At 42.5% G+C, this 14,526-nt stretch carries 11 protein-coding genes; 4 read left to right on the top strand and 7 right to left on the bottom strand.

Translation table 11 applies throughout. The features are described from left to right. The first annotated feature begins 29 nt into the window (after positions 1–29). Positions 30–1,151: a PilT/PilU family type 4a pilus ATPase gene (locus JMX93_RS07875; protein WP_193011253.1), complete on the top strand. Its 1,122-nt coding sequence runs from the start codon at positions 30–32 to the stop codon at positions 1,149–1,151. A 148-nt stretch (positions 1,152–1,299) separates the two neighbouring features. On the opposite strand, the gene fur is transcribed toward JMX93_RS07875, so the two are convergent. Further along, the gene (gene fur / locus JMX93_RS07870; RefSeq protein WP_193011254.1) at positions 1,300–1,734 is read right to left on the bottom strand and encodes a ferric iron uptake transcriptional regulator; all 435 of its coding nucleotides are present in this window, start codon (positions 1,732–1,734) and stop codon (positions 1,300–1,302) included. A 327-nt stretch (positions 1,735–2,061) separates the two neighbouring features. Between fur and JMX93_RS07865 the strand changes: the two genes are divergently transcribed. After that, positions 2,062–2,481 carry an outer membrane protein assembly factor BamE gene (locus tag JMX93_RS07865; RefSeq protein WP_193011255.1) on the top strand — a complete coding sequence of 140 codons (420 nt, stop codon included), beginning with the start codon at positions 2,062–2,064 and terminating at the stop codon, positions 2,479–2,481. Between the two features lie 44 nt (positions 2,482–2,525). Here the strand turns inward: JMX93_RS07865 and JMX93_RS07860 are convergent, their stop codons facing one another. From JMX93_RS07860 to JMX93_RS07845, 4 genes are all read right to left on the bottom strand, one after another. Continuing rightward, a complete protein-coding gene (locus JMX93_RS07860) occupies positions 2,526–2,906 on the bottom strand; it encodes an RnfH family protein (protein WP_287045562.1) in 381 nt (126 codons plus the stop codon). After that, complete coding sequence (locus tag JMX93_RS07855) at positions 2,894–4,036, bottom strand: hypothetical protein (protein ID WP_443214880.1); 1,143 nt, start codon at positions 4,034–4,036, stop codon at positions 2,894–2,896. Before JMX93_RS07855 ends, JMX93_RS07860 begins: the two co-directional genes overlap by 13 nt. A gap of 432 nt (positions 4,037–4,468) precedes the next feature. Then, complete coding sequence (locus JMX93_RS07850; protein ID WP_443214881.1) at positions 4,469–5,137, bottom strand: c-type cytochrome; 669 nt, start codon at positions 5,135–5,137, stop codon at positions 4,469–4,471. A 328-nt stretch (positions 5,138–5,465) separates the two neighbouring features. After that, a complete protein-coding gene (locus JMX93_RS07845) occupies positions 5,466–5,717 on the bottom strand; it encodes a c-type cytochrome (protein WP_443214882.1) in 252 nt (83 codons plus the stop codon). A 496-nt stretch (positions 5,718–6,213) separates the two neighbouring features. Here JMX93_RS07845 and yihA point away from each other — a divergent pair, with 496 nt between their 5' ends. Continuing rightward, positions 6,214–6,999 carry a ribosome biogenesis GTP-binding protein YihA/YsxC gene (gene yihA, locus JMX93_RS07840; protein ID WP_198332555.1) on the top strand — a complete coding sequence of 262 codons (786 nt, stop codon included), beginning with the start codon at positions 6,214–6,216 and terminating at the stop codon, positions 6,997–6,999. Positions 7,000–7,133: 134 nt separating this feature from the next. On the opposite strand, the gene JMX93_RS07835 is transcribed toward yihA, so the two are convergent. Both JMX93_RS07835 and JMX93_RS07830 read right to left on the bottom strand, forming a co-directional pair. Continuing rightward, complete coding sequence (locus tag JMX93_RS07835) at positions 7,134–7,847, bottom strand: HAD family hydrolase (RefSeq protein WP_499204389.1); 714 nt, start codon at positions 7,845–7,847, stop codon at positions 7,134–7,136. A 126-nt stretch (positions 7,848–7,973) separates the two neighbouring features. Further along, positions 7,974–8,984 (bottom strand): RluA family pseudouridine synthase, encoded by a 1,011-nt coding sequence (locus JMX93_RS07830; protein WP_193011261.1) that lies wholly within the window; start codon positions 8,982–8,984, stop codon positions 7,974–7,976. A 1,215-nt stretch (positions 8,985–10,199) separates the two neighbouring features. Between JMX93_RS07830 and JMX93_RS07825 the strand changes: the two genes are divergently transcribed. Further along, complete coding sequence (locus JMX93_RS07825; RefSeq protein ID WP_499204388.1) at positions 10,200–14,477, top strand: Rne/Rng family ribonuclease; 4,278 nt, start codon at positions 10,200–10,202, stop codon at positions 14,475–14,477. Positions 14,478–14,526: the final 49 nt, after the last annotated feature.

Here is a 14,526-nt window from a genome sequence, read left to right as displayed (position 1 = left end):
AATCGATTTACATCGAATGCAGGTACGATATGGACATTGATAAACTATTGCAGTTAATGATCAATAAAAATGGCTCGGACCTTTTTATTACCGCTGATGTAGCGCCCTCCATGAAAGTAAATGGCAAAATTTTACCTGTCGGTAAAACGCCTTTAACTGCTGAGCAAACCATGCGACTGGTCAAAGGCGTCATGACACCAAACCAGCAAAAAGAGTTTGAAGAAACCAACGAGTGCCAATTTGCTATTGCTGATGAAGCACAGCAAGCACGTTTTCGTGTCAGTGCCTTTATACAGCGTGATATGGCAGGGATGATTTTACGGAAAATTGAGAATAAAATTCCGACTGTCGAGGAGCTGCGTTTGCCGCCATCGCTAAAAGAGCTGGCAATGAAAAAACGCGGTATCATTCTGCTAGTGGGTGCAACAGGTACGGGTAAATCGACGACCCTTGCTTCTATGATCGGGCATCGTAATCAAAACTCGCATGGTCACATCATTACCATCGAAGATCCTATCGAGTTTGTCCATAAACATCGTGGTTGTATTATTACCCAGCGTGAAGTTGGTATCGATACCCATTCATTTGAGGCAGGGCTAAAAAACACTTTGCGCCAAGCACCTGATGTTATCTTGATTGGTGAGATTCGTAACCGTGAGGTAATGAGCTACGCCATTCAATATGCAGAAACAGGGCATTTGGTATTTGCGACCTTGCACGCCAACAACGCCAACCAAGCGATTGACCGTATTATTCACTTTTTTGAAACCAGTCGCCACAATCAGTTATTCATGGATTTGTCGCTCAACTTGCAAGCCATTATTGCGCAGCAGCTCATTCCAACCCCTGATGGTAAAGGACGCCGTGCGGCTATCGAAATTTTGTTAAATTCACAGCTGATTAGTGACTATATCCGTAAAGGCGAGGTTCATGAAATCAAAGATGTCATGACACGATCGCGGGATAGTGGCATGCAAACCTTTGATCAGGCGCTTTTTGACTTATATGAACAAGGAGAAATCACGTATAAAGAAGCGATTCTTCATGCTGACTCTCCTAATGATTTGCGTCTCAAAATCAAACTTAGCAGTAAAAATGGCACAGCCAATCTGGATGAAGGTGCGGATAACTTATCATTAGATATCAGTTAAGTACGGCTTTTGAGCATTATTATTTATTTTTGCCAGAAAAATTTCTAAGAAAGCCCTCATATTAATATGAGGGCTTTCTTATTTTATACATGACGATAAGGCACTAAAAATAATATCAAATACAGAGCATGCTCACTAACCAAAAAAGTTACTTGATACTATCCTGACACGCTTGGTCATTACAAATACCGTATAGCACCAATGAATGACCTGATAACTTAAATCCGTGCTTTTCTGCGACTTTAAGTTGCTCTTCTTCGATGACTTCGTTATGAAATTCTATAATCTTGCCACAAACATCACAAACCAGATGGTCATGATGCCCTTCTTGGGTAATCTCGAACACGGACAAATTATTTTCAAAATTATGGCGCTCAACGATTCCAGCTTGCTCAAACTGCGTGAGCACTCGGTAAACAGTCGCTAAACCCACATCCTCACCTTGTTCTATCAGTGCCTTATAAACCTCTTCAGCACTCATATGATGCAACTCTGCACTCTCCAGCAGCTCTAAAATCTTGATGCGAGGTAACGTGACTTTTAATCCCGCTTTACGTAAATCTTGATTGGTAAAAGAAGCCATAATATCCCTTCTGACTGTGACAGTCTTAGCAAATAAAGAACCAAAAATATGAGATAAACAATCGTTAATGATTATTTTTTATAGTATATGAAACATTTTAATAACAGCTGACTGGCTGATTTAGCCTCATTTCCAAGCCTGTTATTTTCTATAACAATACTAACGCAAGCCTATGAATTTAAAATATAAATAATAATATGACTCAGGTAGCATTTGGTAAATAATGTCGTAAGTGGTAGGAAATTGCAAGTAAATGACGTATCATTTGTCCAAGATTGTCGGCCAGACTAGCATTAACAACTTCTGGCTGCACCTAATTCATTTCTTATGAGTCATCTTACCATGATAAAGACATTAACTTTTCGTCCGTTAAGCCCTGCAAGCGTATTACGCAAGATTGTCATCACCAGTATGCTTAGCGCTACTGTCGCTATGTCTGGCTGCTCATTATTGAGTGTTTATAAGATTGATTTGCCACAAGGCACTGCCATCACTCAAGCACAAGCGCAAAAACTGCAATTGGGTATGAATCAAAACCAAGTCCTTTATATCCTTGGTAGCCCAGCTATTAGAGACACATTAGAACCTAAGCGCTGGGATTATATTTATGATTATCAAGCAGGGACAGAAGGTAGCCGCAAGGGTATCGCTGATGTCAAAAATGCCAGCCAGCACTTAATTATCTACTTTGATGATAATGGTTTGGTCAATCGTATTGAAGGTATTGAAAGCCTACCTGCATCATAATCAAGAGCGTCAATTGGCTTTGATGATAGATGGATGAACATCGCTTAAACTCGAGATTTACTCTTGCGCTGAGACATAGGATCAGCGCTTAAGCTGCGATATACTTCGATACGATCAAAAGGCTGCAAGCGATAGCTAAGCGGCTGTTTTTGTGCATAAATACCCACATGCCAACGCTTCGCCGTTGGCGTGGTAATGTCTACCACTTGCTCACACCAACGTGCTAACGCTGGAAATTTTACCAGCCATCCTGCCTGCATCAGCGCCGCATACAAACTCGTTTCATGATTAACTTGTAGGGTTAAATAATGCTGACGCTTTGCATCTTCGGCATATGCCAAATAAACAGTCATTGGCATGGTCTGCTCAGATGACGGCGCACAATTATTATCAGATTGAACGCCATTAGCAGTTAACTCAACCACTGCATCACCCAACCTATCAATGCCAATAACAGTGCTAGTGGCACAATCAAACGAATCGCTATTCGCCATAAGTTATAAAACGCTTCATTGCCAAAATTTAATGACTTACGTAGGTGACTAATTTTCATCTGCCAACCCGCAAAGATAGACAGAAATAATACCGCTATGCTGCTAATAATCACTAAGAGTCCGACCAGCCAAACAGTTGGTACGATAACGACTAACAAAAGCGCCAAGACAAAGGTCAATACTACACTGACCAGCAGTCCAAACTTGTGCGCTAATTGCTGGGTACTATAATGCAGCAAATAGCTGGCGACAAATAACACCCCTATCCAATACGATAGCTGTCCAATTGGTGGCAGCGCCATGCCACTAGTAGATAAAGCAACGACCCCAACGATCAATTGTAATATCCAAATCGGGAGCACCAATTTGGTTGCACGATACTCACTCGTCGCACGACTGCGAGCAGGTTTTTGCGCATTGATATTGTCCGTGTCTACCGCTGTTGCCACTTGGTTGGTTACCAAATTTTGACCAAACCAGTATAAACCTGTACCTGCACCCACACTAACCAACGCTAACGCGACTGCACGTGCCCATTCATTTAAGCTGATATCAGTCATCGCAAAGTCAATATTGGGTAGGCCATTTGCCACGCCCAGCAACAAACCTATCACCATTAACCCCAAGCCAATCGGTAATGGTGCAACGCCCAATAAACTCAGTAAAACAGCAATGACCATCAGGCCCGCAGCGATCGCAAAGCTTGGTATAGCAGGAGCACTATTAAGCTCCGTCAATGCAGCTAAAACACCTGTGCTCGCGCCTGAGATAACTAACGCTGCGATCATAACAGAGACCAGCGCGGCGAGCCAACCAAAACTACGCCATATTGGACTGGCATCCGCTTCGCGAGTGAGTTTTTGCATCCCTGCTAATGGCGCATCGACACTACGATAGGCTAAAGCAATTTCCGCATAAACAACGGGCAAAGATACCAATACCATTGCCAATAGCCAGAGTAGCCAAAAGTCGATCTCACCAATGGATGCTGGTGCAAACCAACGAAATAGCAGTAACGGTAGCAGTGCCGCGATAAAATAAGAAGCATAACGGATCATCATAATCTAAATCCAAACGATCTAATACCTTTCACAAAAATGAGAATAGCTAGGAAAACGAGTGTCAGTACTATACATTGTAGACGAAACAAGTTTGACACAGCTAATCATACTCTGTGGGTTTGGTATAAAGTGAATAACGATAATTTATCATGATACAGAGCAACGATAGGCCTCTGTAAGCAGTTTTATTTTATATAGTCGATTCAATTTAAAAGAAGCACAAGGTAACCAGAAGCAAATATACGTCCAATACTTCAAGCGAGGTTAATGCGGCAACTCTTTTATAATGGAATGACTATATGGTCTCTATAATATAAGGGATGAACAGTTATAAAAAAACCCCGAAATCGGGGTTTAAGAATGAAATAATAACGAATATATAGTCGAGCGCTCAGTAGTCTTAGTTACGTACTCGTAACTGACACCAACGAATTAGTGAATAGCACTGATATAGTCTGACAAGATACGAATATCACGATCAGATAGTTTCGACGCGACTGTCTGCATCATACCCATTTCGCCTTCTTTCGCGGCATCATTGACTCGTTTTTGATCATCGCTATCAATATCATCAACACGTCCAGCAGCACGGAAGAGTTTTAGCTGAGTAGCAATGTACTGAGCATGCTGTCCGCCTAATTTTGGAAATGCCGCCCAAGTGTTACCTGCAGCGTCTGGCCCATGACAACCGGCACAGCCAATAACGCCACGTGACTTATCACCACCCAAGAATAGCTTAGTGGCTTCTTGGTTGGTCGCAGGATTACCAAATCCAACGCCCCAAGGCGCTTGGCTAGCATAATAACCGGCCACATTGGCTAGGTCTTGCTGCGATAAGTTTGCAACTTGCGATTGCATAATGCCGTTCTTGCGATAGCCAGCTTTAAAGTTGACCAACTGTTTGTAAAGGTATTTTACGTTTTGGCCACCCAAATTCGGCTGCGCAGGGACAATGCTGACACCATCAACACCATGACAAGCCGCACAAACCGTTTCTGCAATTTGCTTACCGGCATTGACGTCGTACTCAGGAACAATAATAGCAGCTTGTACGCTGAAACTTGCAACGCATAAGCTGGCAGCAGCGATTAACTTTTTCATTGATACAAATCCTACTAGCTCGGCGTAAGCATTATTTAGAGTGATTGCACTGATAAGATACCTCGTATAAACCACCTTACTATTGGTTAGGTAGGTATATGTTTTAAGGTCTTGGCCACAAGCAGTCTGAAAGTACTTACTAACATCAGGGTTTATTTTCGATTATTATAGCAAGACTTTGTAGCATTTGCCTACTTAATCGTCACATCCATCAGTTTTTCTAACACATAAGCCCGTATGCTGACAAAAAACAAAAAGCACGTAAAGGTTAAAAAACCCAGCGCTTTTTTAAGTTGTTTTATACTGTTTTACTTTATCGGTCAGCGTCTCATTTACTCATGTACTCAATCAACTTGCGATAATCATCGTCACTACAACTGTTACAAAGACCACCAGCTGGCATCTGTGTCATACCACTTTTGACGGAATTAATCAGGGTCGGCATGCTTTTTTGTTTTATAAGCTGTTGCCATTTGGCACTATCACCTTTTTTGATGGCGTTCAGCGCCCCACTATCGTGACAGGCGGCACATGAGTTATCATAGCTGGTTGCAATATCAGCAGCATTAGCGCTAGTCATGATGACACTACTTATTAGCAGTGATACCGCTCCGCTACCTATTAAAAATCGGTAGATCTGGCTGAAAAGTGCATTGATTGAAACCATAGAACACCTCCTTTTGATGCTTCTCTCGTTTAATCAATCTTGCTGTTAAACGTCGTTCGTTCAGTATATCTTATTAAATATTGTAACAATGTATGTCGTATAAATATAGATAAATATAGTTTGGCTTTGGTAACGCATGAATAAAGTCGATAACTTGCTCTAACGATGGGTTATTTTAATGGTATTCTGTCATTTATATGATGCTAATCATAGTTATTTCAATAAGTAAGATAAGTAATAGTATAGAATAGTCGATGACTTGAAACGACTGTATTTATGACCAATAAACATTGAAAGTTATGATGAATAATTTCGTACAGCTTTTTTGTCTAATGCACCGTCTTCTCGACAACCAGTTGATTAAAATTTTACAACCGTATCCAATTTCTTAAAGATTAATGAGCCATTTATGAGTACCCCGTTTACTGATGTCGCCGCCGAACATGCATTGTTCAACACTAAATCTCGTCAAAAAATTCAGCAAACTGAGTTTATGATGTCAGCGCCTACTTTTCGTCTCTGCCCACCCGATATGGGCTTAGAAGTTGCCTTTGCAGGACGCTCAAACGCAGGTAAATCTTCGGCTATTAATGCATTGACCAACCAGCGCCAACTGGCACGCTCTTCCAAAACACCTGGTCGTACGCAGATGATTAACTTTTTTAGTATTGGTGATGCTGATAGACGTTTGGTAGATTTGCCAGGTTATGGCTATGCAGCCGTACCGCTTGAGATGAAAAAAGAATGGCAGGTTGAGCTAGAAGAATACTTGGTATCGCGCTCAAGCTTGGCAGGTTTGGTGCTCATGACTGACATTCGTCATCCCTTGAAGTTCTTTGATGAGCAAATGCTACGTTGGGCACAAGATGGTGAGCTACCCGTTCATATCTTGCTAACCAAAGCAGATAAACTGAAATATGGCGCATCTAAAAATGCCTTACTGAATACTCGTAAAAGACTGAAACAACTGGGATTGAACTGTAGCATTCAGCTATTTTCAGCACTAAGAAAAGAAGGTCTTGATGAATTGGCTGGTGTAATGGGCAACTGGTATGAGTATCAGCTCGATGCAGACAAAATTATTGAGTCCTCTTTTGCATTACTAGAAGGCGCTGAGTTGGAAGATGCGATTGAAAAAGATAGCATTGAAAAGGAAAGCGCTCAAAACGAATATTCTCAAAAAGAGAACAAATAGATATCATAGTCTTCAATCAAAAAGGGTTTATCGTTATTATCGATAAACCCTTTTTTTATGATCATTTAAAAATATTTTTATTTAAGCACTTTTTTAAGTACTTTTTTTAAGTACTTTTTTTAAGTACTTTTCATTTAAGCGCATAGTAGCTCAGCCAACGCCTGCGGGGTATCAACCTGATAAGTGGGTTGCTGCGCGGCGAGCTCTGCTTGTGATGCAGTACCATAATTCACCGCAATGCTGGTCATGCCAAGTTGTGTTGCCATTTGAATATCGTAGATACTATCACCGATAAAAACAGCATTAGCAATTTGCTGCTCAGTATAATCTAAAATATCATTCAGCATCTGCGGATCAGGTTTTGAGCCTGCCTCATCGGCACAGCGGGTCATCACAAAATAATGGTGACTATCTGAAGCATCTAATACGCGGTCTAAGCCCTTTCGTTTTTTACCGGTTGCAACCGCGAGACTTTTACCTTGCGCTTGTAATGTCTGCAACATACCTTCTATCGGCGCAAAAAGCGGCGTACGGTGACTATTGGCAATATAGTGGTCTGCATAGCTTTGCTGAATAGCCAGTTTCTGTGACTCATTTGCTTGCGGATAGAGAATCTCAATACCATTCATTAAGCTCAGTCCAATAATGTCTTGTACGGCTTTATCAGTCGTTTCAAACCCATGCGCCTGCCCTGCCACATGCATCGACTCAACGATTAAGCCGATTGAGTCCATCAGCGTCCCATCCCAATCAAAAATAATCAGCGTCTTATCTGCTAAGCGATGACTGGCTGATAACTGATTTCTTTTGGCAGCGGTAGAGATACTAGCGACAGATTGTTCACTCATAAATAGACCTTAGCGAATAGCAATAATAAATGGTAGATACAGATATGAAAACGTCACGGCAACTTATTAGGAAAAATAAGCGTTCGTGACGTTTAAAATTGATACTTAAAAATGTTATTTGGCGACTTATTCAGGCAATTTGATTTGCTCTGGCAACCAGTCTGCCATATCTTCTGGTAGTGGTGCGGTAATAGTTTCATAGCCTGGAATGTCTAAACGCCACGCGTGTAAGCATAAACGATGAACGCCTGATTTATCATGCACATTATATTTATCATCCCCCAAGATAGCGTGACCAATGTGAGCCAAATGCACACGGATTTGATGGGTGCGACCCGTCAGTGGTTTGGCTTCAATTAGGCTAACTGGCTGATCGGCAATCGTAAAACGACCATGAACGACAATATCTGTCTGGCTTTCTTTCGCTTGTGGATCTTGCGCATCCACTTTGACGCGGCGCTCACCACTAGCCAGCGTATAGCGTAGCAATGACGCATCGATACGTTGCTCATTTAATGCCGGCTGACCTTTGGCGATACATAGGTAGTGCTTCTGGATGGTTTTATCGACCAGATGCTGCTGCAAGGCTTTTAGCGCAGAGCGTTTTTTAGAAATCATCAACAAGCCGGAGGTGTCTTTATCGATGCGATGTACCAGCTCTAGGTATTTTTTACCTGTCACTTCACGCATGGCTTCGATAACACCAAAGTCCAAGCCACTGCCACCATGAACGGCAATACCAGAAGGCTTATTCAACACTAGCATACCTTCGTCTTCATAAACTACGCGTGCCAATAAGCTTTTAGCAAACTCGGTGCTGATGATTGGCTTTTCGCGGGTAGCGAGTACCACTGGCGCGATACGTACCACGTCTTCACGTTGTACTCTATCGTGTGCCTTGCAACGTTTGTTGTTGACGCGTACTTCATCTGAGCGAATCATTTTATAGATATGCGGCTTTGGCAACCCTTTTAAACGGTTCAACAAAAAGTTATCCAAGCGCTGATCGTGTTGATGGCGGGTTACTTCAAGATAATTAACCTTACCAAAGTTGCTGATTTCATCGTCAGCGCTTTGCGGGCGTGTTTTACTATTAAAAATAGCAGGGGCTTCATGGGTAGGTGCGTCATCAGTCATTTTTGGGTTCGTCATTTTTAGTTAGGTATTTACAGAAAGATTTGCTATAGTTTAGCATGTTGAGCGACAATTAAGCAGAGGCTGCAGCAATAATCATTATTGTTCTAGATAGCGCATTATCGTTTTTACGACTTTTTAGTAAAAAAGGTATTAGCGGTATACCCTGCCAACATTGTACGTTTCATCGGATTTTAGGGCGCAGTATCTGTTTAGAAATATCACCTGTAGATATTTATAGATATGCCCCCATAAATTGTAGATTGTAAAATGAAAGTATCGTACTGACTTTACTCAGTATCATAGAATAAATAGTGACACTAAATACCTTTGTGTTCATCAATTCAGCGTTGATAAATTTGGCTAAATGCCCGTTTATTGACTGATAATGACACTACATTGACTCACAACCTGCATGACAACGACTTTATTTGATAATTATTCATTATTTAATGACTAATTATCTGATGGTCCTTTACGCAAGCGTAGTTGAGCAAGTATGGGTTGTTTAGCATTAGGATCGAGGAGTATATCGATAGCTGCCTAAGTATTGGTGGTCAAACAGATAACGATAAAAAGATATGAATACAGCACCATACTGATAGTTTGGTCATTTATTCTGTTTGCCAAGTACGCCCCGCTGATAACCGAAGCCGCGACACCTAATCTTAAAACACCCAAGATATTATTGACGTTATACCAGAAAGAACGATAAATAAAGAGTGACCAATTGCTTTACCTAAATAAATAATTGCTAAATATTGCCATTTCATATAGTGGAACTTATAACAGCGATATTATTGCTAGACTTTGATGGATGAATGGCAGCAGCACAACGCCTTTTTAATATCAGTATCTTGAATCCCGTCACTGCCCCTCGCCTACTCTTACAAAGTAAGCTGGCATGACTACCAATAGAGCTTACTGATAATAAAAGTGAACCGTATGCTGACGCATCGATATTTGAACCAAGCCTATCAATAATAGGATATAAATAGATAGCCTTACACCCTATAGATTTTATATTTACGTTAGCATTGCTAACCGACTTTAGGTAAAAAACAAGCCATTGACAAAGCCCAAGTGCTTTATTTAACCCATGATTTACGTTCTATTGTTAATTAAAATCTGCTCATGCTAATTTAAATGTTAGCCATACTTGCCATTACGCTCTAAAGCCCGTCTCGTCGTTGTTATGCGTACTCATAGGATACAAATATGAAACGCATTTTGATCAACGCTACTCAAAACGAAGAAATTCGTGTCGCCTTATGTAAAGGCAACCATCTTTACGATTTCGATTTAGAAAACCGTACTCGTGAACAAAAAAAATCTAATATCTATAAAGGTCATGTAACCCGTGTCGAGCCCTCGCTCGAAGCTGTATTTGTTGAATATGGCTCACAGCGCCAAGGGTTTTTACCGATTCGTGAAATCTCTGCTGAATACCTCAGCGGCAATCCACGTGACGAAAACATCAAAAAGCTGATCAAAGAAGGCGACGAATTAATCGTCCAAGTCGAAAAAGAAGAGCGCGGTAACAAAGGCGCTGCCCTATCAACTTATGTCTCATTAGCTGGTCGCTATCTGGTATTAATGCCAAATAACCCTCGTGGTGGCGGTATCTCACGTCAAATCTCAGGCAAGCTGCGTGAAGACATGAAGCGTATGCTAAGCAATCTTGATTTGCCAAAAGGTATGAGCGTCATTATTCGTACTGCGGGTATTGGCAAAACTCAAGAAGACTTGCAGCATGATTTAAACCATTTGCTTAATATCTGGCAAGCCATTCAAGAACAAAACCAAAAATATCCGTCACCGCGCTTGGTTCACCAAGAAGCAGGCGTCGTGACCCGCGCCGTTCGTGATTATCTACGTGATGACATTGCTGAGATTTGGATTGATAACGAAAACGCTTATATTGAAGCGGCAGGCTTTATCGATGCGGTTATGCCAAAGCAAGCAGAAAAGCTACGCAAATATACCGATTATGAGCCGATGTTTTCACGCTTTAATATCGAAAAGCAAATAGAAACTGCTTATCAGCGCGAAGTGCGTCTGCCATCAGGTGGTTCAATCGTTATTGACCAAACTGAAGCACTGGTCTCTATTGATATCAACTCAGCCAAGTCGACCAAAGGTTCAGACGTTGCTGAGACTGCTTACCATACCAACTTGGAAGCAGCTGATGAAATTGCTCGTCAGCTACGTTTGCGTGATATGGGTGGCTTGATTGTCATTGATTTTATTGATATGAATGACAACAAACACCAAAAAGAAGTAGAAAAACGTCTGATTGATGCCACCAAATATGACCGTGCACGTGTCCAATTTGGTGATATTTCTAAGTTTGGTTTGATGGAAATGAGCCGTCAGCGTCTGCGTCCGTCGCTAGAAGAGTCAACTGGTTATATTTGCCCACGCTGCCATGGCAATGGCATGATTCGTGATTTGCGCTCATTGTCGCTATCAATCATGCGCCAAATTGAACAAATTGCCCTTAAAGAGCGCCAAGGTGAGGTACAAGCAGAAGTTCCGACAGACATCGCAGCATTCCTGCTGAATGAAAAGCGTGATAGCTTGGTTTATCTTGAGCAAGACAGTGGTACTCGTATCACTATTTTGCCGCATGCCCATTTAGAATCGCCAAACTTTAAGCTTCACTTTAACCGTGATGGCTTTGCCCCATCAAGCTATGAGCGTATCACTGATGCTCAAGAACAAGAGCACAGCGATCTTGGCTACAATGTTGACTGGCAAACTGCTGAAAAAGAACGCCCTGAACAGCAGCCTACTCGCCAGCCTCGTAAACCGTCAGGTGACAGTAATAATAAGCAAGACAGCCGCTCAAATGCGCAGCAAAGCACAGCTACGCAAGCGCAAAATGATACAGTCAATCATAGTAATGATCGTCGTAATCATAAAAATACCAATGACGTTTCACCTGCGCAGGCACCGCAAGCCAGCAAAACCGCTAGCGTTGCTGCTCCAGTAGCACCGCAGACACAAAAGGTCGAGACCACTGCTCAACCACAAGCCGTTGCTTGGTTATCGAACCTATTTGCTCAGGCACCGCAAGCCACAACCACGCCTAGCGTTAGTAGCCGAGATGCCGCTGAAGCAATTGAAGCGCTAGTAAACACTGGCGCGCAAAGCTTGGGTTCATTTGGTCAAGTTGATAGCAATGCGTTGAACAATACTGCCTCAAGCAGTGAGCAGCCGAATCAACAAAATAATGAGCAAAAGAGTGACAGCCAGCAGTCAGATAGCAATGGCAATCGTCAGCAAGCACGCCGTAATAATGACAGCGACACTGATGAAAGCAATAACGAAGACAGAAGAAGACGTAAGCCGCGTAAGTCTAGATCATCTAAGCCGCGTCAAAGAAAAGATCAGACAGAAGAGTCTAGCAATGAGATAAACGGCGATAGCGAAAACAACGCCTCAAATAATACGGCAAATAACACTGATGACAAGCAGGCTGACAATCAAAATAAACGTCAGCAGGATGCCAGACGCACGAATGATCGCAACCGCAACAACCGTCAAGATAGTAACCAGCAAAACAGCAGTCGTCAAGATAGCAGCCACAACGCAAACGAGCGCAATGATGCTGATGATAAAGACAGTAATACAGCAGATGAGCAAACTCGCGCAAAGCGTAAATCGCATAGCCAACGCGGCTCACGTGGCAAGTTAGAGCGCGGTGAGACACTAACAGCTGAAAATACTAAGCAACCCAATCAGCAGGCGACGACCGGTACGAACGGCCGCAAAAATCAATCGAACACGCGCCGAAATCAAGATCCTAATGAAGTCGTGCTACAAGTCAATGAAGCACCCGTTGAGCTGAAATCACCCGAAGTCGTGCACTTGTCTCTAGATGACAGTAAGTCTTCACAGACAAAATCTCAGTCTAGCGAAAAGCAGAGCTCAGCACATGACACGGCAAAAAATGAGCACTCAAAAGATCGCACTGCTCAACAGCCTGCTAATAAACATAGTAGCAATGAGCAGAACACTGACAAGCAGAACACCAGTGCTCAGAACGCTGATAAGAAAAGTGACGAGAAAAAAAGCACGGTAGAAACACCAGAGCGTCAGGTTAATAATGACAAAGGTGATGCTACTAAAGCTGAGGTACAGAACGATACACCTATACATGAGCCAGTTGCTGAAAACAAAAAAGAGCCTGTAGAAGTGCAATCAACCTCGACTAGCAACATGGACAGTCAATCAGCTAGTCCAAAGCCAGTAACTACTGAGGTAGAGCAAGCCCCAGTGACGTCGCAGCATCAGAAAGACAATACTACTGATGATACCGGTAAGTCTGAAGAAGCTAAGAAGGTTCAAGCCAATGACAATGACAATGACAGTCACAACGCAAGTGATAAGACCAACTCAGCACTGGCGTTAACGCACGAAGCATTGTTTGCCAAACGCTATGTGACTGCTGAGAAGTTCGGTCAGGCTAGCAATGACCCACGTGTCGTTCGTAGTCAGCAAGCGCAAGTCACTCAACAATCTCAAGTAGTTGAATCAGCAGTGGCAAGCCCATCAGCTATTCGCGGAACCGTTGGTGATTTTATTCGTAAATCCTTAACAGATGCAGAGAGTCGTTTAAAAAATGACGGTGTCATCAGTTGCTTTATTGCTGCTATCGAAGCACATACGCAGCAAGCAAAACCAGCTAACGTTGAGACGAATATCACACCGACTGCTGATACTAAAGTTGAGGACAGCAATTTTGACTTTAGCAACTATGGCTATCAGCCATTAGCGGCAGATTACCTAACGCGCTTTGAAACAATGACACAAGCAGTCAGTCAGTTTGCGGCAACACAAGGTAAAACGGATGTTGAACCACGCGCCATTGGTAAGCGTGCTAGCAACGATCCACGTGGCCAACATCCTAGTTATCAGGAGCCCGCAATGTTGAGTCTACCTACTGAAAAGGCGACTGATACTGAGCAAACGGTTATTGAACATGATGATAACAATGTGGATGCTCATGATGTTGAGGCAAACGCTCTCTCCAACCAAGCTCAAGCACATGCTGTTAGTGCGGACAGCGAACAGTTACTAGAAGCAGAGCAAGCACTTGTAGAAGCAACTAACGAGCCGTTGAATGAAGGCACTGATATTGCTGACAGCGTAGTAGCTGAAAAGACTGATGTGCCAAGTGACGATAGCGAAGCTGCTAACGTTGAAGAGGCTAACATTGAAAATATTAAGCCCGCAGATGAACCTAAGGTAGAGCAACCTACCAAAGAAGCGGGCAAAGATGACAGTCAGGCTGCTAAGTCAAAAACCACGATAGCCAGTTATAAAAACATGATTGAAAATGTGGCTGAACAACTGCTGCCACAGACTGGCATGTTTAATTTGACCACGCCAAAAGTACCAAAAGCACGTAGCCGTAAGCCTAAAACGGAGCATAAAAAGCCTACACAAGCTGAAAAGCTAGAGGCTGACGACTCAGATAGCGAAAGCTAATCGTTTAATGCCCAATGCAAAAGCCCCAAAGTTGTCAGCAACTTTGGGG

The sequence above is a fragment of the Psychrobacter muriicola 2pS genome (genome assembly GCF_904846535.1).
Classification (GTDB): domain Bacteria; phylum Pseudomonadota; class Gammaproteobacteria; order Pseudomonadales; family Moraxellaceae; genus Psychrobacter; species Psychrobacter aquimaris.
This window is presented reverse-complemented; position numbering and strand designations above follow the sequence as displayed.

What these genes read in the sequence shown, in the direction of transcription:
- JMX93_RS07875 (WP_193011253.1), top strand. Translation starts at nt 30, where the DNA reads ATGGACATTGATAAACTATTGCAGTTAATGATCAATAAAAATGGCTCG.
- fur (WP_193011254.1), bottom strand. Translation starts at nt 1,734, where the DNA reads ATGGCTTCTTTTACCAATCAAGATTTACGTAAAGCGGGATTAAAAGTC.
- JMX93_RS07865 (WP_193011255.1), top strand. Translation starts at nt 2,062, where the DNA reads ATGAGTCATCTTACCATGATAAAGACATTAACTTTTCGTCCGTTAAGC.
- JMX93_RS07855 (WP_443214880.1), bottom strand. Translation starts at nt 4,036, where the DNA reads ATGATGATCCGTTATGCTTCTTATTTTATCGCGGCACTGCTACCGTTA.
- JMX93_RS07850 (WP_443214881.1), bottom strand. Translation starts at nt 5,137, where the DNA reads ATGAAAAAGTTAATCGCTGCTGCCAGCTTATGCGTTGCAAGTTTCAGC.
- JMX93_RS07845 (WP_443214882.1), bottom strand. Translation starts at nt 5,717, where the DNA reads ATGACTAGCGCTAATGCTGCTGATATTGCAACCAGCTATGATAACTCA.
- yihA (WP_198332555.1), top strand. Translation starts at nt 6,214, where the DNA reads ATGAGTACCCCGTTTACTGATGTCGCCGCCGAACATGCATTGTTCAAC.
- JMX93_RS07835 (WP_499204389.1), bottom strand. Translation starts at nt 7,847, where the DNA reads ATGAGTGAACAATCTGTCGCTAGTATCTCTACCGCTGCCAAAAGAAAT.
- JMX93_RS07830 (WP_193011261.1), bottom strand. Translation starts at nt 8,984, where the DNA reads ATGACTGATGACGCACCTACCCATGAAGCCCCTGCTATTTTTAATAGT.
- JMX93_RS07825 (WP_499204388.1), top strand. Translation starts at nt 10,200, where the DNA reads ATGAAACGCATTTTGATCAACGCTACTCAAAACGAAGAAATTCGTGTC.